Here is a 19,667-nt window from a genome sequence, read left to right as displayed (position 1 = left end):
ATTTTTTAAAAACTTTTCTTTTATATGATTTATGTCTTTTATATTACTTTCAAAAATATCTTTTACTAATATAAATGCTTGTTTTTTCCCATATGCCATTCCTATAACTACATATTGTTCATCTTTGTATCTATCTTTAAAAGCTTCGTTTAAAGAAAAAATATCAAATATATGATTTATATTTTTAGAAACACATATTAAATATAGATTAAATATATTAATATTATCTCTTATTTGCTCTATTATTTCATATTCATTATCTATATTTTCACCTAAATATAACTTTTTATAAAATTTTAAATTCATTATATCTCCTAATTTAAAAGGTTTGGCTCTTCTTGTTCATCTGTTTTATTTCTTGTCATAAGGGTAATAACTGCATCTTTTGTATTTTTATTATTATATAAAACTTCGTTTATTTCTTTTGTTATAGGCATATCTATGTTATATTTTATAGATAAATCGTAAGCTGCTTTAGCTGTATTTACACCCTCTACAACCATTTTTATTTCTTCCAATGTTTCTTTTAGAGATTTTCCTTGTCCAAGTAAAATACCAGCACGTCTATTTCTACTGTGCATACTTGTACAAGTAACAATTAAATCTCCTATACCCGTAAGGCCAGAAAAAGTTTCTTTTTTAGCACCCATAGCCATACCAAGCCTTGCTATTTCTGTCATACCCCTTGTCATAAGAGCAGCTTTTGTATTATCCCCAAAACCACATCCATCAGATGCACCAGCAGCTAAGGCTATAAGATTTTTTAAAGCTCCTCCAAGCTCTACCCCTATTATATCCATATTTGTGTATACTCTAAATGTAACGCTCATAAAAACATCTTGAACTTTTTTAGCAACTTGTAAATCATATGCAGATGCAACACAAGCAGTAGCCATATTTTTACCCACTTCTTCTGCGTGGCTAGGGCCAGATAAAATAGCAACTTTGCTATTAGGTATTACCTCTTGTATAACTTGAGATAGTCTAAGAAGAGTGCCTTCTTCTAATCCTTTTGCTACGTTTACAATAATTCTGCCATCATTAAATATATTTTTAAATCTTTCACATATTTGTCTAACAGCTTTAGAAGGTACTGCTAAAACAATCATCTCCATATCTTTCATATCTTCATCATTATTAGTAGCTTTAAGGCTTTCTGGCAACATAACACCTGGTAAAAACCTTTTATTCTCTCTATCGTTGTTTAAGTCTATTACTTCATCTTCATTATAGCCCCATATAGTAACATTATGGCCATTTTTATTAAGCAAATATGCAAGAGCTGTGCCCCAGCTACCTGCCCCAACAACACCTATATTCATAAATTGCCTCCTTTCAAACTATATACCTAAATGTATTATAAAAAAGTTATCTTCTTTTAATTTTAAAGAAAATTCTTTAATTTTATTTAAAATATACAAAATATCTTTTTTATATATTTTTTTATAATTATTTTGTAAGTTAAAATTATCATTTGTTATTTTTAAATAAGTTTCTTTATCTAATAATTTAATACTTTTATTTATACAAGTATACATATAATCTTGTGATTGCTCAAAAATGTTATATAAGCTATTAAATATTTGGTAAATTATTTTATAATTTTTTAAAACAGTTATTCCAAAATAATTTAAGCCAAAACTAGACTTTAGTTGTAACTCTTCTGGTGTATCATTAGGTATAAATATTAAAAAATTATATAATGTTTGTAAAAAATCATCATCTATAAAAACTTTATCAATAACATTTATATCTTTAAACCCATTGTTTATTTTATTTTTATCTATATCTAACAAATACTTATAAATATCTTTATACTTTAATATATTTTTATCTTTTAAACTAACTAAATAAAATTTATGGTTATCCATTATTTTTTTTAAAAGAAAACTTTCTTTCTTCTCCTTTAATAAGCCTTTTAATATTTTCTCTATGTTGATAATAACATAAAGCTGTAACAATTGCCATAATAAATATTTCTTCAAAGGGCATTTTTGAAATAACCATAAAAATAACAAAAATTAACGTCATAACTAAAGATGACAAGGATATATATTTAGTTATAAATGCTACTATAAAACCTATAACATAAGTTATTATAGCAATAACAGGATTTACAAAAAGTAAAAACCCTAAAGTAGTAGCAACACCTTTACCACCTTTAAATTTTAAATAAAATGGAAAATCGTGCCCTATAATTGCTCCAAAACCTGCATAAACACCGTATAAAACAGAATCACCACTTAAAAATAGACTACCACCAAAAATAAAGTTACAAAGGTTAAAAGCTATAAGCCCTTTTAAAATATCAAATACAAAAACAAATATACCAGCTTTTGCACCAAGCACCCTTGTAACATTAGTCATACCAGCATTACCACTTCCGTGCTCTCTAATATCTATTTTAGCTATAAGCTTACCAACAATAAATGCAGATTGTATACACCCTATAAAATAGCCAATAATAAAACTTAAAATTCTTTCCATTTTAATTAGTCCCTTTCAGATTTATTTCTTGTTATAAAGTGTATCGGCGTTCCACTAAACCCAAAAGCCTCTCTTAATTGATTTTCTATATATCTTTTATATGAAAAATGTAAAAGCTCTGTATCGTTTACAAATAATATGAATGTAGGAGGTTTTACAGAAACTTGAGTTATATAATATATTTTTAAAGGACGTCCTTTTTCTGCTGGTGGTTGGTTAAGAGCCATAGCCTCTATTAAAACATCATTTAACATACCTGTTGATATACGCCTTGTACTATTTTGGCTACAATAATTTATAGTTTCAAAAAGCTTATGAACCCTCTGCCCTGTTAAAGCAGATATAAACATTTTTGGAGCATAAGACATATATTTAAACTCTTTGTCTATTTCCTTTATAAAGTTATTCATTGTCTTATTATCTTTTTCTATCAAATCCCATTTGTTAACAACAATTATTGTTGGCTTTCCAGCCTCGTGGGCAATACCTGCTATTTTTGTATCTTGGTCTGTTATACCCTCTGTTGCATTTATCATAAGAACACAAACATCTGCCCTTTCAACTGCTGCAACAGCTCTTATTATACTATATTTTTCAATACTTTCCTTTATTTTACTTTTTCTTCTCATACCAGCTGTATCTATAAATACATATTTTTGCCCATCTTTTTCATAAGGTGTATCTATGGCATCTCTTGTTGTACCTGCAATGTCGCTAACGATAACTCTTTCTTCTCCAAGTATTTTATTTATCAAAGAAGATTTTCCTACATTAGGTTTTCCTACAATAGCAACTTTTATGGTATCGTCTTCTTCTTCATATTCTGCTTCTTTAGGAAAATTTTTTACAACTTCGTCTAAAAGGTCACCAAGACCTATTGCTTGTCCAGCTGATACACCAAAAGGCTCTCCTATCCCTAATTGGTAAAATTCATAAATATCCATACCATATTTTCTTAAATCGTCCATTTTATTAACAGCTAAAACAATTGGCTTATTAGCTTTTCTTAAAATATTAGCAACTTGCATATCTGCATCTGTTACCCCTGTTTTTACATCTACAACAAAAAGTATAACATCTGCTGTTTCAATAGCTATTTGAGCTTGTGTGTACATTTGTTTTAAAATAATGTCTTCACTTTCTGGTTCTAGCCCACCTGTGTCTATTAATGTAAATTTATGATTAAGCCATTCAGCCTCTGCATATATCCTATCTCTTGTTACACCTGGCGTATCCTCTACAATAGAAATTCTTTCTTCTGCTATTCTATTAAATAAAGTAGACTTACCTACGTTAGGTCTACCAACTACTGCAACTATTGGTTTTGCCATCTTTTTATCCTCCTATAAATTGCTTTATAAAATCTGCACCGTTATCTTTTGATAATAAAACTTTTATTTTTAGTTGTTTTTCTATATCCGTTAAATCCAAATCATCTAATAATACTGTATCTTGTGCTCTTACACAATTTTCAGGTAAAAATAATTTATTTCCTAGCTCCTTATTTTTTAATTGATTTATTATATCTCCACCAGTTAAAAGCCCAGATACAGTTATTGTTTCTCCAAAAAATTCATTTTTTATTTCATATACATTAATTTTTGTATTAGTAAATTTTTCACATATTTTATCACACAATTTTTTTATAAGTGGATATGCTAGTTTTGCCGTTGCTACAGAGTAGTTACGTATTATGCTATCTCCTTCTATTGTGTTAAAGTATTCAAAAAATTCTTCTTCCATTAATGTAATCATACCAACACCATTTTCTAATTGAGGGTATCCTTCATAATAATCTCCTTTAGGGAGTGGTATTTCTGCTTTTAGATAAAATTCATCTGATAAAAATACAAATTTTGTACCATATTCGTTTTGTAATTTTTGTTGCCATTTTTCCACCTGTTTTATAATAGCTAAACTATCTTCTTTAGAAAAACTTTCAATCTGTGGTAAATTATCTCTATATTTTGTAACACCAAGTGGTACAATAGCCATACTACAACCTAAGTGTAAATATTTACTTAAATCTTGTATACTTTTATCTAATATATGTTTGTCATTTACATCTTTACATAAAACAATTTGAAAATTCATCTTTATATTAGCTGATGCTAACTTTTCTATTTGTTCCATAATTTTAACAGAGTTAGGGTTTTTAAGCATAAATTTTCTAACTTCTAAATCTGTTGCGTGAACAGATATATTTATGGGTGAAAGATGATAAAAAATAACTCTATCTAAGTCTTCATCTTTCATATTAGTAAGAGTTATGTAATTACCCTGTAAAAAAGATAATCTAGAGTCATCATCTTTAAAATATATAGTTTTTCTCATACCCTTTGGATTTTGGTCTATAAAACAAAAAATACATTTGTTAGAGCAACTTTTTGCTTTATCCATAAGCCCACTTTCAAAAACTATACCCAAATCTTCAAATTCATCTTTTTCTATTTCTAATTCCCATTCTTCTCCGTTTGGTTTTTTTATAACAACCTCTATATATTCATCTTGTATAAGATACCTGTAATCTAGCACATCTTTTACTTCACTATTATTTATACTAACAAGCACATCACCAGGAGATACGCCCATTTCTTCTGCTATGCTATCTTCCTCTACTTTTATTATAATATTATGATTTTTTTTTACTTTTTCTAATTCTCTTTCGTTCAAATACTTCACCTACTTTATTTAATTATTTATACTAATAATACCAGCAAGGCTACCTCTTTCATCTCCCATAAATCTATGTGAAAAAAATGTATCATTATTACACATAGTACAAAGGCCACTAAGCTCTATGTTCTTTTCTAATACTCCACTATTTATTAAAGTATGCTTAATTATACCTTGTAAATCTATTTTATATTTATCTTTTATAGTATCATTAAAAATGTATTTTTCTGAAAATGGCAAATCTTTTTTAAAAGTTTCTACAACATCTTTACCTACTTGAAAACAACATTTTTCTATTGATGGTCCTATGCCTATTATTAAATCTTTTGCATTAGAATTATATTGCTTATTCATTTCTTTTATTGTTTTTGCACCTATTTCTTTTACTGTACCACGCCAGCCACTATGGGCCATACCAATAGCTTTATTAACTGGGTCTACTATAAAAATAGAAACACAATCTGCATAAAATGTTACTAAAGTTACATCTTTTTCATTAGTTATAAGTGCATCATAACCTTTTATATTGCTTTGTTTTAATAGTCCCTTGCCTGCATCTTCTTTTGTAACTTTATATATTTTATCTTCGTGTATCTGGCTTGAAAAAACAACACTTTTATAGTCCACATCTATTGCATTACATATTATTTCATAGTTTTTTATAACATTTTCTTTAATATCATCTCTAAAAGCCAGGTTCATACTTTTATAAAAGCCTTTAGATACACCACCAAATTTAGTAGAAAAACAATGTTTTACCATATTAGTTTTTTCTATATTTTCAAATGTATAATACTTTAAATTCCCTTTTTCATTTAATTTCATAATATACCTCAATAAAAAGCATTTTCTATATGCGTAATATCATTATCTATAATCTCTATAACATCAAAACAAAAATCAAATTTGTCTATATTATTTTCTTCTATGTAATATAAAGCTGTATTTTTAATCCTTTGTTGTTTTCTTAAAGAAACAGCCTCTCTAGGGTAACCTTTATTAATATTTTTTCTATATTTTACTTCTATAAAATATAGATATGTATCTTTTTTAGCAATAATATCTATTTCTCCTACCTTTTTTTGATAATTAGTAGTTATAATAGAATAACCTTTATTTATTAAAAAATCAATAGCCTTTTTTTCTGCAATGCTACCTATTTGCCTGTTGTTTTGCATTTTTTTTATATTCTTCCTTTTTATCTAAATTACTTACAAATAATAAAACCTGAGCAACAACTTCATAAAGATGTGGTGGTATGTTAAGCCCTAAATCTATTTTTTCTAATTCTTCTACTAATTCTTTATTTTCATACACAGTAATATCAGAATCTTTAGCAGTTTCTAATATTTTTTCTGCTAAATACCCTTGTCCTTTAGCTATAACTTTAGGTGCTGTCATTTGAGAGTTATACTTTAACGCTACTGCTTTTTTATTTTTTATATTTTTTTCATTTTTCATAAAAATCATTTCCTTTTACTATTTGTAGCAAAATTATATATATTTTTTTATAAATGTTTTCCTATGTATAGGGCAAGGTCCATACATTTTTATAGCCTCTATATGCTCTTTAGTACCATAACCTTTATTAATATTAAATTTATATTGTGGATAATTTTGATGCATTTCTTTCATATATTCATCTCTAGTAACTTTTGCTATAATGCTAGCAGCCGCAACAGATATACTATTTTCATCTGCTTTAGGGATTGATATATATGGAATATCTATATCAAGATTAATAGCATCTAAAATAAGATAATCTGGTCTCTTTTTTAAATCTTCTATATTCTTTAGCATAGATTTTTTTGTAGCTTCTAAAATATTTATGCTATCTATTATATCATAATCTTCCATATTTATAGATATATCCAGAGCATTTTCTTTTATTTTAATAAATAGCTCTTTTCTTTTTTGTTCACTTATCTTTTTAGAATCATTAATACCTAAAACATTAAAATCTTGTGGCAAAACAACGCAAGCTGTTACAACTGGCCCTGCAAAAGGCCCACGACCTACTTCGTCTATACCGGCTATTATTTTTCTACCCTCTAAATATGCCTTCTTTTCATATTTTTTCATATTTTCTATTCTTAATAATTCTTGCTCATATTTTATAATTTTATTTTTATAATTGTATATTATATTTTGTACACTTTTTCTACTATCATTTGTATATACTTCTATTAATTTAGATATATTATTTAATGGTGTGTTTTTAAATTCTTCTTTTATGTCATTTACACTTTTAATCATTTCTTTACCTTCTAAATATTCTATTTTAAAATATTATACAATAAAAAGTTTATATAATCAATAACACACAATCAATTTTTTATATACTATAAAATTAAAAACAATTAAAAAGGTTGATTTTTATAAACCAACCCTTTTTATTCCTTACTAAAAACAACTATCGAATATTTTTTCTATTTTTTTAGAATCATTAGATATAGCCATTATAACGTATACATCTTTAGTTTTTAATATATGCTTTTCTATTTTTTCCATCTCTTTATCATTAGCTTTCCAAGAATCAGACACTCCTATTATCTCTGCTGATAGAGCTCTTTCAATATTTTCTATTGTATCTTTAGATGATGCTTTTGCTATAATTATTTTATCACTTTTATCTTCATCTTTTGTATAGTACACAACACCGCTTTCTATATCTTTGGGTGATATGCCATATCTTTCTGCTATACTTTGTTCTTTTAAATCTTCTTGCATAGAATTATCAAAAGTTATTTTTTCGTTTATCTTTTTTAAAATATATTCACTTGATATATTAGGTAATGTATCATTAGAGCACCCTGTAAATAACAAAACAAAAATTAATAATAATATTTTTTTCATAAAACACCTCTTATAATAATATTATAATGTCTATTATTTGTTTTATAAAAAAATATATACTAAAATATTAAAAAATATTGTCTTGTTGAAAGTCTTTACAAAGCTTTATAAAATAGTTTATCTCTTCATTTAAAAATTTATTTTTATGGTATATAAGGCATAAATCTCTAGATAGATTTTCTATTTGTTCCACTTCTATTGCTTTTAATTCATTTCTTTCTATTTCATCTTTTACGGCCATTATAGATAAAACTGCAAATCCTTGACCTTTTTTTAAGGCATTTTTGATAGTTTCTACACTTGTACAGTTCCATTTACAATCTACTTTTATATTATTTTGGTTTAAAAACCTTTGAAATTGACTTCTTTCTTTACTCCCATCTTCTCTTGCTATCATTGCCTTTCCATATAAATCCTTTAATGTAACATTTTCTTTTTTTGCAAGCTCGTGGTTTATGCTACATACAATAACTAATCTATCCTTTAATATAGGTAATTTTACAATATCTGTATTTTGTGTTTCTCCTTCTACTATTCCTATATCAAGCTCATTGTTAATTATTTTTTCTTCAATTTGTTTTGTATTATCCACAATTATTTTAGAATCTACATTAGTATACTTTGCTTCAAACTTTTCCATAATATTAGGTAATATATATGTCCCAAAAGTTAAACTTCCACCTATTTTTATATAAATATTGCTATGCTTATTTTTAAATTCTTTTTCCATACTATCAAATGTACTAACTATATATCTGGAATATTTTAATAGATTTTCTCCATCTTTTGTAAGGTATAATTTTTGTGATAATCTTTCAAAAAGCATTATATTATAGTATTCTTCTATTTCTCTAATAGCTTGGCTAACAGAAGGTTGAGATATAAACAACTTTTTAGCTGCATTACTCATTGTTTTATAATCTACAACAGAAATAAATATTTTAAGGTGTCTTATTGTCATTTTTATCACTCCTTGGTTTTAACTATATAGATTATAACTAATTTGTTATATCTATGTCAATAGCTATAAATTTTTAAATACATAAATTGCCAGTTTATTTTTTATCTTTTAGAGCAATATATATATTGTAGCATAAAGATACTACAATATAGCACACAGATGCTAAATTGTAGCATAATATATGCCACAATAATATTCTTAGGAGGAAACTTTTATGTCAACAAATAATTCTTCAAACAAAATTAATATTCCAGAGGCAAGAGCTGCTTTAGAACAATTTAAATATGAGGTTGCAAATGAAATAGGTGTGCCTTTAAAACAAGGATATAATGGAGATTTAACATCTGCACAAAATGGTTATGTTGGTGGATATATGGTTAAAAAAATGATTGAAGCACAAGAAAGACAAATGGCTGGTAAAAACTATACAAAATAATGTATTTTAGGTAAACAACCTAAAGGGGATAAATTGTGTATTATACAGAATTTATCCCCTTATTATTTTTATAATTTAAAATATCCTGCTATTGATAAATACTAGTTTAAATGTTATAATTTTTAAGAAATTAAAAGGAATTTATAGAAAGGGTTTAAGTATGTCTAATATTAATAATATAGAAGAAATAAATAAAAGAAGAATTTTTGGTATAATATCTCACCCTGATGCTGGTAAAACTACCTTAACAGAAAAACTACTTTTACACGGTGGGGCTATAAGAGAAGCTGGAGCAGTTAAAGCTAGACGTGGCCGTTCTGCTAAATCTGACTGGATGGAAATAGAAAAACAAAGAGGTATTTCTGTTACATCATCTGTTATGCAGTTTGAATACAATGATAAAAAAATATCTATTATGGATACACCAGGCCATAATGATTTTGGGGAAGATACTTATAGAATTTTAACTTCTGTAGATAGTGCTGTTATGGTTATAGATGCTGCAAAAGGTGTAGAAGCACAAACTAAAAAACTTTTTAAAGTATGCAGTATGAGAGAAATCCCTATTTTTACATTTATAAACAAACTTGATAGAGAGGCAAATGCACCTTTAGACCTTCTAGAATCTTTAGAAGAAGCCTTAGGTCTGCCATCTGTTGCAGTAACTTGGCCTATTGGGAGTGGCTCTATATTTGAAGGTATATACGATAGAACAGAAAATAAAATACATCTTTTTAAAACAAAAGAAACTATACATCTATCGGATAAAGGTGTATATGATGAAAAGCTAGATAGTATACTATTAGAGGAGAATTTAGAAAATCTTAGAATGGATATTGAGCTTTTAGACGGAGCTGGTAACGAATTTGACTTAGACTTAATATTAAAGGGTAAACTTTCTCCTGTATTTTTTGGAACTGCCCTTTCAGATTTTGGTGTTACAGAATTTTTAGAGCATTTCTTAAAAATATCCCCTCCTCCATCTAATAGAAAAACTACAACAGGTACTGTAAGTCCAACAGATGAATTTTTTAGTGGATTTATCTTTAAAATACAAGCTAATATGAACCCTGCTCATAGAGATAGGCTAGCATTTTTAAGAATTTGCTCAGGTACCTTTGAACGTGGTATGAATGTTACATTGTCAAGAACAGGTAAACAATTTAAGCTAAACCAATCTACACAGCTTATGGCAAACGAAAGAGAAACTATAGATATAGCTTGTGCAGGAGATGTTATTGGTATATACGATTCTGGCAACTACCAAGTGGGAGATACTCTAACTAATCACACAGAAAAAATATGCTTTGAACCTTTACCAACTTTCCCACCAGAACTTTTTATGAAAGTTAGACCTATAAATACTATGAAAGCAAAACACTTCCAAAAAGGTGTAGAACAGCTGGCCCAAGAAGGTGCTATACAAGTATATAAAAACGAATTTAACGAAGTTATACTAGGAGCAGTTGGACAGTTACAATTTGAAGTTTTTGAGCATCGTATAAAAAATGAGTATAACTCTGATATAAGAATGGAACCTATTAGCTTTACTGTTGCTAGATGGGTAAAATGTGATAACATAGAAAAATTAAAAGATTTTCAAAATTCTAGATGTACATTAGTTTTTGACCATTTTGATAGACCAATATTATTATTTGCCAACCAATACACTTTAGATACATTTACCGAAAGAAACCAAGACTTGCAGTTAATAGATGCTTTAAATGTACAAACAGAATTACAATAATATAAGTTACATATTTTTAAATAGTTAATCTATATAAAAATAATGTAGTTAATAAATATTAATTATAATATTTTACTATTATTTTTTTTATTTAATATTCCTATTGAATTCTTATGTAATTTATAGTATTATATAAGAATAATTATCATCTGATAAGGAGGTGACTTATGAAAATTCTTATAGAAAATCTAAAAAATAATAATTTAAAAGTTACTCCTCAAAGATTAACTATTTATAACTATTTATATTACAACCATATACATCCTAGTGCAGAAACTATATACAATAGTATAAAAGAACAAAACCCTACTATAAGCCTTGCAACTGTGTACAAGACTTTAAAATCTCTTAGAGATTCTGGACTTGTTCAAGAAATAAACGTTGGCGAAGATAGTTTTAGATATGATGTACAACTTACACCTCATTCTCATATAATTTGCACAAAATGCAATAGTGTTTTTGATTATTTCCCTAAAGAAAACTTTATTGATAATATCCAAGATGATGTTTCTAAAGACACTGGATTTGAATTAAATTCTCATCAAATGTATTTTTATGGTACTTGTAAAAGTTGTTTAAAAAAGTAAATTAAAACCACCTATTAAACAGGTGGTTTTAATTTACTTTTTTAAACAACTATATTAAAGTTATCTTCCATATTTTTAAAATTTTCTTGTATACTTAAAATGTCGTCCTCTTTATATAAATCTTTTTCACTATCTGTGCTATAAATAATATTATCTGGATTTATATCAAACTTGTTTAAAATATTTAAAATATCTTTTTCATATTTTTCTATATTATCATTAGATTTAGTAACAATATTGGCTAATGCACCTTGCTTAGATACTTTAATATATGCTTGTATAGGATTACTATTTTTATCTTCAAAGTTTAAATATAAGTTTAAATTTTTATCATTTAAAGCTACATTATTTAATATATACATACTAAGGTCTGTAATTTTACCATTAGATAATTTCATAGGCAATTTATATATACCATTTTTTATATTATTGTTATCTTGCATAAAGTTAATGCTATCTTTTACCTTTTTATTTTTTAATATCATATATTTAATATCATCTAAATCATTTAAATTTATTATATCATCAAATATTTCTTCATTCTCTTTATTTAAATCTTCTACTGTATTAATAGCTTCTTCTTTACTCATATTTTTATTATCATCAATATTAAAAATACTTTTACCAAAAGTTATATGTCTATCTTCTAGCTCTTCTTTAAAATCATTTATATCTTTACTTAATTTAAAATTTTCCTTAATAATATTTTCCATAACTTTAATATTATTAAGGGTAATAGGAATATCATTTTTTATAAGATAATTTATAGTATCTCCATTTATATTTTCTAAATTTTGCACATCTTTAACCAATTCGTTTTTAGTTTGTTTTGATATAGTTTCTCTATTATCATCTTTTAATTGTTCTAAAAGATTTTCAATATTTATATTAACATCTATTTTATTTATTTTATCTGCACTTGTATAATTTAATATTTGACCTAAGACAAATCTATTATAGTCTTCATTAGCTTTATCTATACCAAATTGTATAGATTTTGTAATATTAGCATCTGGAATAATTTTTTCACTTTCTCCAGTATTTTCATCTACTTTTTTATCAAAATCAATATTTTTTCTATTTTTTTCTGATATTTTAGATGCTTGTAAAAGATTTGCTAATGTAACATTCTTTTCTGTTTTTAAAAGGTTGCCAATTGCTATGCTATCACCCTTTTCAACCATATTTAACATTCTATAAACAGCTACAATTGCATCTCTTTCTTCTTTAGATAATTTATTATCTTTATCTATATCTAATATTTGCTCTGCTATTTTTTCTCTAGATGTTTGTCCAAAACTATTATTATCTATGTAATCTATAATATCATTTATGTTTTTATCCATAGGATTAAAGCTATCTTTTAACATCTTAGCAACTGTTAAAGGGTGCAAATTATTAGCTATATAATCTATCTTAATATCTAAATTTTTTACATTTAATATATTTTCTTCTGTAAAATCCATATTATTAAGAGATAATATTTTTAAAGCTTTTAAATTATTTTCTGTTGGCTCAAATCCATTTTCAATAAGTAAATTTTTAAAATCATCTTTAAGTTTATTTATACTATCTCCAAAAGACCTGTTTGGCATAGTTTTAAACGTTTCAAAATCATCAATAATATTTTTAGCTTTTAAACTTTTATTAATACCAGCTAAAGAAAAATCTACTTTTTGTTCTACTATATCTTTAAATACATTATATACAACATTTGGATATATGTTTTTTATTGTAGAAACTACACTTTTTATTATATGTACATTTTCTTGTGTAACTGGAGCTTTATTTATTTCTAAACATTTTTTGTAATTTTCTTCTTCTAATGCTTCTAAATGATTTATTACATTTTGTAAAGGTTTTGTATTTATATTTATATCTTTATTATAAAGAGAATACATAGCCTCTGTTGTTAATTTTAATTGTATTTTATAAAGATTTAATTTTTCTGATATAGCATCTGGTGTTACCTTTACATTATTTGTATCAATATTTTTATAGTTTTCCATTATATTTTTTAGGTTTATTTTTATTTTATTATCAATAAGACCTTGTATATGCTCTGGTAAAACATTAGGCAAAATATTTTTATATTTAGAATAGTTTTCTTCTATACTGCTATTATTAAATATTTCTACATTTAATGGATTTTCATTTTTTAAAATATTTTTAGCACTTTGTTCTAAAATTCTTTTTATATTTATGTCGTCTTTTATATTTTCTAGTTTTTTATATTTTTCAACATTTTCAAAAGATATATCTATTTCATTTTGTATAAAATCTTTTGCAATATTTATATTTTCCTCATTTATATCAATACCATTTTGCTTTAATATATTTTCTATTTGGCTATCAACATTTTCTATACCATCTATACCTATCTTTTCTTTATTAGAAAATCTTGTATACTTAGATGTATATAAATCTTCTATAGTCGCTTTATTTCCCTTTTTTATAACATTTAAAATAGCATCTTTATCTATATTTTCTATATTATCTATTTTACCTTTAACATTTTGTAATATAGCAATATTTTTGTCTGTTTTAGCTAACCCTACTTTAGATAAAATACTTTCAAATCTAAAGGTTTCTTCCTCATCTACGCCGTTCATATTTAAATCCATTTTCATAGATTTTTCTTTTTCTTCTTTTATCTCTTTTAAAGTTTTTTCATCTAAAGTATTTTCACTATCTTTATCTATCCCTAGGCTTTCATTTAAATAATCACTAAGCGACATTACATCTAATTTTTTAGCATTTAACCCATTATTAGCAAGTTTTTGCAAACTATCTTCTGTTATAGTATTAGCTAAATGGGATAATTTACTTTTTATTTTGTTAGAATATATTATATTTTCTTGAATAGAAGGTTGACTATTTTTATCTAAAAACTTTTTATAATGATTTTGAGATTTATTCATTTCTATAAAGTTATCTAATGATAAAGTTTTTATATTTGGGTTATTATGGGTATAATTCATACTTTGTTTTTCCATAATATTTTCATCTTCTATAATTTGTCTTAGAGCACTATTATCCTTTTCTACCCTAAAATAAATAGTATCGTTAACATTACCTACTATTTTATCTTTATCAATATTTATATGTCCCTTATTTTCTAAATATATTGTATATATATTATCCTTTAAAGATTTAATATGCCCTGTCAATATATCCCCTTCTTTAAAGTTAATATTTTTGTTATATAAATTATTTGCATTTTTAATACTTATTCTATCTATGTTCACAATATCACCTCTAAAAATATATACCTATGTATCGACATTCTTTAAACAATATTTAAGTATAATTTTAGTAAATATATATTTTTTCTATAAAATTGTTAAACATTTTAATAAAATAATTTTGCCTACTCAAAAAATATTTGTTTTTAACTTTATTTTAATAAGGTAGACTTTTTTAACTTTTCCCCAAATTTTTTATGTCTACTTTATTGATACTATACCAAAAATTGTACAAGCAAAAAAGTTATATAATGTATAGCTTTAGTAATTTTTTTCACTTCCACTAAATACATTATCCAATCATTAAAGTTTTTTTGTACTTATAGCAAAAAATAAATAAAATACAACTATTATTTTTCCTTTATATGTACAACATAAAATAAAAGATATGTTTTACATACCTTTTATTTTATAAAAATTATATACAATTTAAATGTTTTTATTTAACATTTGGCAACGCTTTTTTATATTCATTTATAATATTATTTATGCTTTTTGTATCAATAGGTTTTAATGTATATGTGTATTCATATGTTTTATCAGATTTGTTTATATATTTTTCTAGTGGTTTTGCACCCCAAGAGTTATCTCCACCAAGCCCCATTTGAACTTTATTTAATCTTAAAGTGATATTTTCAGGTTTTGGTAACATATAAGAATGAAGAGCGTTGGTTAATTGCTCTGGTGTATATTGTAAAGCATTAAACTCCATAACGCCATCTGCTTTTGCCATAAGCCCTACCCCTTTATCGTTTGTAAGTGTAACCCAACGAGTATCTATTCTGTTGCCTGTTTCTTGTGGTTTAATATAATCTACAAAGAAATCTTCTACATTTTTGCTATATATACCAACATCATATCCTGTTTGACGATCTATATAGTTTTCATCAGGTCCTTTTCCATACCAAGTAATATTTTTAAACTCTTTAGGTATTGTGAGCATATTTCCAACTTCAGGTATCATAGGTAAGCTATCACTACCAGGTGTTAAAGTGCTAGTAACTTTTACATCTCCACTACCATAAATTGTATAAACTTGTTTATAATCTGACACATCTTTTGTTGGTAGCTTTGCTGAAACAGTTATTTTAATAGCTTTATTATCAATTTTATCTGTTTTAACATTTACAATTTTACGGTCTTCACCAGCATATCTCCAAGTTGCAAGCTCAAGAGCAGAATAATAACCTAAATCACTATCTGTAGGTGCTCTCCAAAAGTTTGGAACTGGCCCTTTTTCTATAAGTTTTGTACCTTTAAATTCAAAATTATCTATTGTGCCTGTTTGTTTATTAAATTTTAATGTAAAATCATTTCCCTTAACATCTATTAATGTTTCTATTTCTTTAACATCAAGAGATGGCATAGTTTTTATATCTGTTTCTAAAACATTAGGTGCTTTAAAAGGTACTTTTATTTGAGATGTTGCTATAGTGTGGCCTTTTTTAGCCCAAGATGTATCTTCTTTTAACATAAATTTAACATTTATAAAATATTCAGCCCCTGGGTTTAATTTAGGAGATACAAAAGGAATTTTTATTTCTTTTTTAGATAAAGGCTCTATATTTATGTCTTTGCTATCTAAATCTCCAGATTGTATAACCTTTCCATCTTCTAATAGCTCCCATTTGCCATTATATTTATTAACATTTGTAAATAAAAATTTATTTTCTATGCTAACTTTTCCATTTAATATATCAACATCATCAACATCTATCTCTTGATATACTTTTTTAACCTCCACAAGCTCTGGTTGAACCGTTCTATCAGCCGATACTAAGCCGTTAGCACAGAAGTTTTTATTATTTGGATTTCCTTCTGGTATATTTTGCCAATCTCCTCCAAAGCTATAAAATTGTTTTTGGTCGTATGCTTTTTCTTTATATTCTTCAAAATCAAGCCATAAAATTGTTGATTCATCAGCTTTTCTATTTTTATCATTTATCTCACTATCACTTAAAGCTCTATTATATACGCGAACATTGTCTATTAGCCCACTAAATGTATCTGGCACGTTAGGGTTTTGGGCATCATATGCAACATCTGCTCCAATGCCTAAAGGGTTACCTCCTGGAGCTATACCGTTGTTATCACTAGCTTTTGAAACAAGCTTTCCATCTAAATATAGTTTTAAATTATTTCCATCATAAGTTCCAGCTAGATGATGCTCTTTATTTTCCCAGTCTTTTGGTGTAGGTATAGAAGCAGAAACTTTTGTATAAACACCATCTTCATTATTCCATATGTTGTTATATATATAAAACTCTATAACATCTTGTGTAACTTTACCTGTTTCTTCATCTTTTACAACATTACGTTTTAAACCATAAGACTCGGTTGTCTTCCAGTTATCGTTACCTTTTAATATTATAGGTGATGTTTTTTGAACATCATCTGGCACAACAACAGCCTCAATTGTAAATGGTTGTTTTCCATCAAAAACAAGCTCTTTATCATAACATTGTGCATAACCTTTCATAGCTTTTCCTTTATCAGATGTTTTTACAAGCTCACCTTTTAAAGAAACCTCTATATCTTTGCCTTTGTTTAAAAGTATCTTATCTGTTGGTGTATCCCATAATAAAGATTGGTCTACCCAATCCCATATAAAACCTCCTTGTATATTTGGATATTTTTCATATACGTCCCAATATTCTTTAAGGTTACCTACACCGTTACCCATAGCGTGAGCAAACTCACATTGTAGAGCAGGTTTTGTACCATTTTGTCCCCACCATATAAGAGGGTTTTTAACTTTGTCAACTACCGTTTCAGGCATATTAACACGTCTATACATTCTTGACCAAACATCAACCTCTGGTATATCTCTATGCCCTTCATAATGAACAAGCCTTGTAGGGTCTAACGTTTTACAAAGCTTTCCAAGAACAGACCAAACATCTCCACCTGCAGATTCATTTCCTAAAGACCACATAATTATTGAAGGGTGTGTTTTGCTTCTTTCAATGGTAGATGTCATTCTATCTTCACAAGCAGATATCCACTCTGGGTCGCTTTGTGGCAATAAATCATTCACTCCGTGAGATTCTATGTTAGCCTCATCTATTACATATAAGCCATATTCATCACAAAGCTCATACCATCTAGCCTCATTTGGATAATGAGAGTTTCTAACAGCGTTTATGTTATATTGTTTCATAAGCTTAATATCTTCTATCATACTTTCTTCTGATATATGACGCCCTGTTTCTAAACTTGTTTCGTGTCTATTTACCCCTCTAAACATTATAGGCTTGCCATTTACTACAATTTGAGATTTATTAGTGCCGTTATTTATTATGCTAATCTCTCTAAAACCTACGTTACAACCAGCTGTTTCAATAGTTTTGTCTTGACCATCTTTAAGCTCTAAAACTAATTGATAAAGATAAGGGTCTTCTGCTGACCAAAGGTTAGGATTTTTCACATCAACGCTAACCTTTGTATGAGCTTTATTTCCATCAAATTTTACGTCTAGGTTTTGTTTTAAAATCTCTTTTCCTTGTGAATCAAAAAGCCTTGCATACAATTTATGTCCATCTTTAGGGTTTTGAGAATATCTTTTTAAGGTTGCTTCAATATTTAATTTAGCATTTTTATATTCATCATCTAAATCTGTTGTGTAATTAAAATCAAATAAAGATGCGTTTTTATCTTTGCTATATAAATAAACATCTCTAAATATACCGCTTAAACGAATAAAATCTTGATCTTCTAAATAGCTACCATCTGACCAACGATACACTTGAACAGCAATGGTATTTTCTTCACCTGGTTTATTAAGATATTTAGTTATATCAAACTCTGCCGGGGTGTAGCTATCTTCACTATAACCAACAAGCTGGCCATTTATCCATAAATAAAAGGCAGACTCTACCCCTTGAAACGACACAAAAACTTCTTTACTAGACCAATCTTTTGGTGTTGTAAAAGTTCTTTTATAGGAGCCAACAGGGTTATATATAGTAGGAGCAACACCAAGCTCTGGTATCTCAACACCTTCCCAAGGTAGCCTAGTGTCTGTATATTTAGGATAATCATATCCTTCTGTTTGCCAATTTGATGGCACTTTTATCGTGTCCCATTTGCTAACATCATAGCCATTTTTATAAAAATCTTTGTTTCTGCCTGAAGGGTTTTGTGCATATTGAAACTTCCAATCTCCGTTTAATAATAAATAGCTAGAAGAATCTTGTTTGTTTCTTGTTATAGCCTCATTAACTGTATCAAACGGTATAAAGCTAGTGTGAGCATCTTCTCTATTCACTTGAAAAACTGACCTTTGGTCATACCATTCTTCGCCGTCAAATCTAGGAGCAACTTTATTATTTTTATCATTTTCAATTTTTATTTGCCCGCTACCATCATTTGTTGATGAAACTGCAAAAGCTGTGTTAGTTTGTAAAACCATTGAGCTAGCAAAAATAGCAACCATTAATTTTATTGGTAATATTTTTTTCTTCATAGACCTTAAACACCTTTCATTTTATTCATAAATTAATATAAAGCTTATTTATGATATTAATTTTTAGATAATATTATGTTTTGTCAAGCTATATAGTTATTTTTTATATTATATTACCTACAACCAATCATTTATACGTCATATCAACTATATTATAATATAAATATAATTAAGTCAATAGTAATAATATATAATTTTTAAACATTT

At 26.7% G+C, this 19,667-nt stretch carries 17 protein-coding genes; 3 read left to right on the top strand and 14 right to left on the bottom strand.

Going from position 1 to position 19,667, the window contains the following annotated elements; translation table 11 throughout:
- The 12 genes from R5Z65_RS07270 to R5Z65_RS07215 form a co-directional block, all read right to left on the bottom strand.
- On the bottom strand, positions 1-306 hold a 306-nt coding region (locus R5Z65_RS07270), incomplete at its 3' end, for a hypothetical protein (RefSeq protein WP_317368193.1).
- Positions 307-314: 8 nt separating this feature from the next.
- On the bottom strand, positions 315-1,322 hold the full coding sequence (locus tag R5Z65_RS07265; RefSeq protein ID WP_317368191.1) for an NAD(P)H-dependent glycerol-3-phosphate dehydrogenase: 1,008 nt from the start codon (positions 1,320-1,322) through the stop codon (positions 315-317).
- An 18-nt stretch (positions 1,323-1,340) separates the two neighbouring features.
- Positions 1,341-1,871: a hypothetical protein gene (locus R5Z65_RS07260; RefSeq protein WP_317368189.1), complete on the bottom strand. Its 531-nt coding sequence runs from the start codon at positions 1,869-1,871 to the stop codon at positions 1,341-1,343.
- A complete protein-coding gene (plsY, locus tag R5Z65_RS07255; RefSeq protein WP_317368187.1) occupies positions 1,864-2,487 on the bottom strand; it encodes a glycerol-3-phosphate 1-O-acyltransferase PlsY in 624 nt (207 codons plus the stop codon). Before plsY ends, R5Z65_RS07260 begins: the two co-directional genes overlap by 8 nt.
- 5 nt (positions 2,488-2,492) lie before the next feature.
- Positions 2,493-3,818: a ribosome biogenesis GTPase Der gene (gene der, locus R5Z65_RS07250; RefSeq protein ID WP_317368186.1), complete on the bottom strand. Its 1,326-nt coding sequence runs from the start codon at positions 3,816-3,818 to the stop codon at positions 2,493-2,495.
- Positions 3,819-3,822: 4 nt separating this feature from the next.
- Positions 3,823-5,160: a DUF512 domain-containing protein gene (locus R5Z65_RS07245; protein WP_317368185.1), complete on the bottom strand. Its 1,338-nt coding sequence runs from the start codon at positions 5,158-5,160 to the stop codon at positions 3,823-3,825.
- An 18-nt stretch (positions 5,161-5,178) separates the two neighbouring features.
- Complete coding sequence (pgeF, locus tag R5Z65_RS07240) at positions 5,179-5,988, bottom strand: peptidoglycan editing factor PgeF (RefSeq protein ID WP_317368184.1); 810 nt, start codon at positions 5,986-5,988, stop codon at positions 5,179-5,181.
- A gap of 8 nt (positions 5,989-5,996) precedes the next feature.
- Complete coding sequence (locus R5Z65_RS07235; RefSeq protein ID WP_317368183.1) at positions 5,997-6,341, bottom strand: YraN family protein; 345 nt, start codon at positions 6,339-6,341, stop codon at positions 5,997-5,999.
- Positions 6,316-6,624: an EscU/YscU/HrcU family type III secretion system export apparatus switch protein gene (locus tag R5Z65_RS07230; RefSeq protein ID WP_317368182.1), complete on the bottom strand. Its 309-nt coding sequence runs from the start codon at positions 6,622-6,624 to the stop codon at positions 6,316-6,318. Before R5Z65_RS07230 ends, R5Z65_RS07235 begins: the two co-directional genes overlap by 26 nt.
- A 33-nt stretch (positions 6,625-6,657) precedes the next feature.
- Positions 6,658-7,419, bottom strand: a complete 762-nt coding sequence (locus R5Z65_RS07225; protein WP_317368181.1) for a ribonuclease HII — start codon at positions 7,417-7,419, stop codon at positions 6,658-6,660.
- 147 nt (positions 7,420-7,566) lie between these two features.
- Complete coding sequence (locus tag R5Z65_RS07220; RefSeq protein WP_317368178.1) at positions 7,567-8,019, bottom strand: DUF4358 domain-containing protein; 453 nt, start codon at positions 8,017-8,019, stop codon at positions 7,567-7,569.
- 67 nt (positions 8,020-8,086) lie between these two features.
- On the bottom strand, positions 8,087-8,980 hold the full coding sequence (locus tag R5Z65_RS07215; protein ID WP_317368176.1) for a LysR family transcriptional regulator: 894 nt from the start codon (positions 8,978-8,980) through the stop codon (positions 8,087-8,089).
- A 214-nt stretch (positions 8,981-9,194) separates the two neighbouring features.
- Between R5Z65_RS07215 and R5Z65_RS07210 the strand changes: the two genes are divergently transcribed.
- The 3 genes from R5Z65_RS07210 (at position 9,195) to R5Z65_RS07200 (ending at position 11,750) form a co-directional block, all read left to right on the top strand.
- A complete protein-coding gene (locus tag R5Z65_RS07210) occupies positions 9,195-9,416 on the top strand; it encodes an alpha/beta-type small acid-soluble spore protein (protein WP_317368175.1) in 222 nt (73 codons plus the stop codon).
- A 160-nt stretch (positions 9,417-9,576) separates the two neighbouring features.
- Positions 9,577-11,163, top strand: coding sequence for a peptide chain release factor 3 (locus R5Z65_RS07205; RefSeq protein WP_317368173.1), 1,587 nt, complete (start codon positions 9,577-9,579; stop codon positions 11,161-11,163).
- Between the two features lie 167 nt (positions 11,164-11,330).
- Positions 11,331-11,750 (top strand): Fur family transcriptional regulator, encoded by a 420-nt coding sequence (locus R5Z65_RS07200; RefSeq protein WP_317368172.1) that lies wholly within the window; start codon positions 11,331-11,333, stop codon positions 11,748-11,750.
- A 41-nt stretch (positions 11,751-11,791) separates the two neighbouring features.
- On the opposite strand, the gene R5Z65_RS07195 is transcribed toward R5Z65_RS07200, so the two are convergent.
- Together R5Z65_RS07195 and R5Z65_RS07190 are read right to left on the bottom strand one after the other, a co-directional pair.
- Entirely contained in the window at positions 11,792-14,998 is a 3,207-nt protein-coding gene (locus R5Z65_RS07195; RefSeq protein ID WP_317368171.1) for a DUF6240 domain-containing protein, read from the bottom strand.
- A 436-nt stretch (positions 14,999-15,434) separates the two neighbouring features.
- On the bottom strand, positions 15,435-19,460 hold the full coding sequence (locus R5Z65_RS07190) for a glycoside hydrolase family 2 TIM barrel-domain containing protein (RefSeq protein WP_317368170.1): 4,026 nt from the start codon (positions 19,458-19,460) through the stop codon (positions 15,435-15,437).
- Positions 19,461-19,667 lie beyond the last annotated feature (207 nt).

This window comes from uncultured Tyzzerella sp. (assembly GCF_963558545.1).
Lineage (GTDB): Bacteria > Bacillota > Clostridia > Lachnospirales > CAG-274 > Tyzzerella.
The sequence above is the reverse complement of the archived record's forward strand: the minus strand, read 5'-3'. Positions and strand labels throughout refer to the sequence as shown.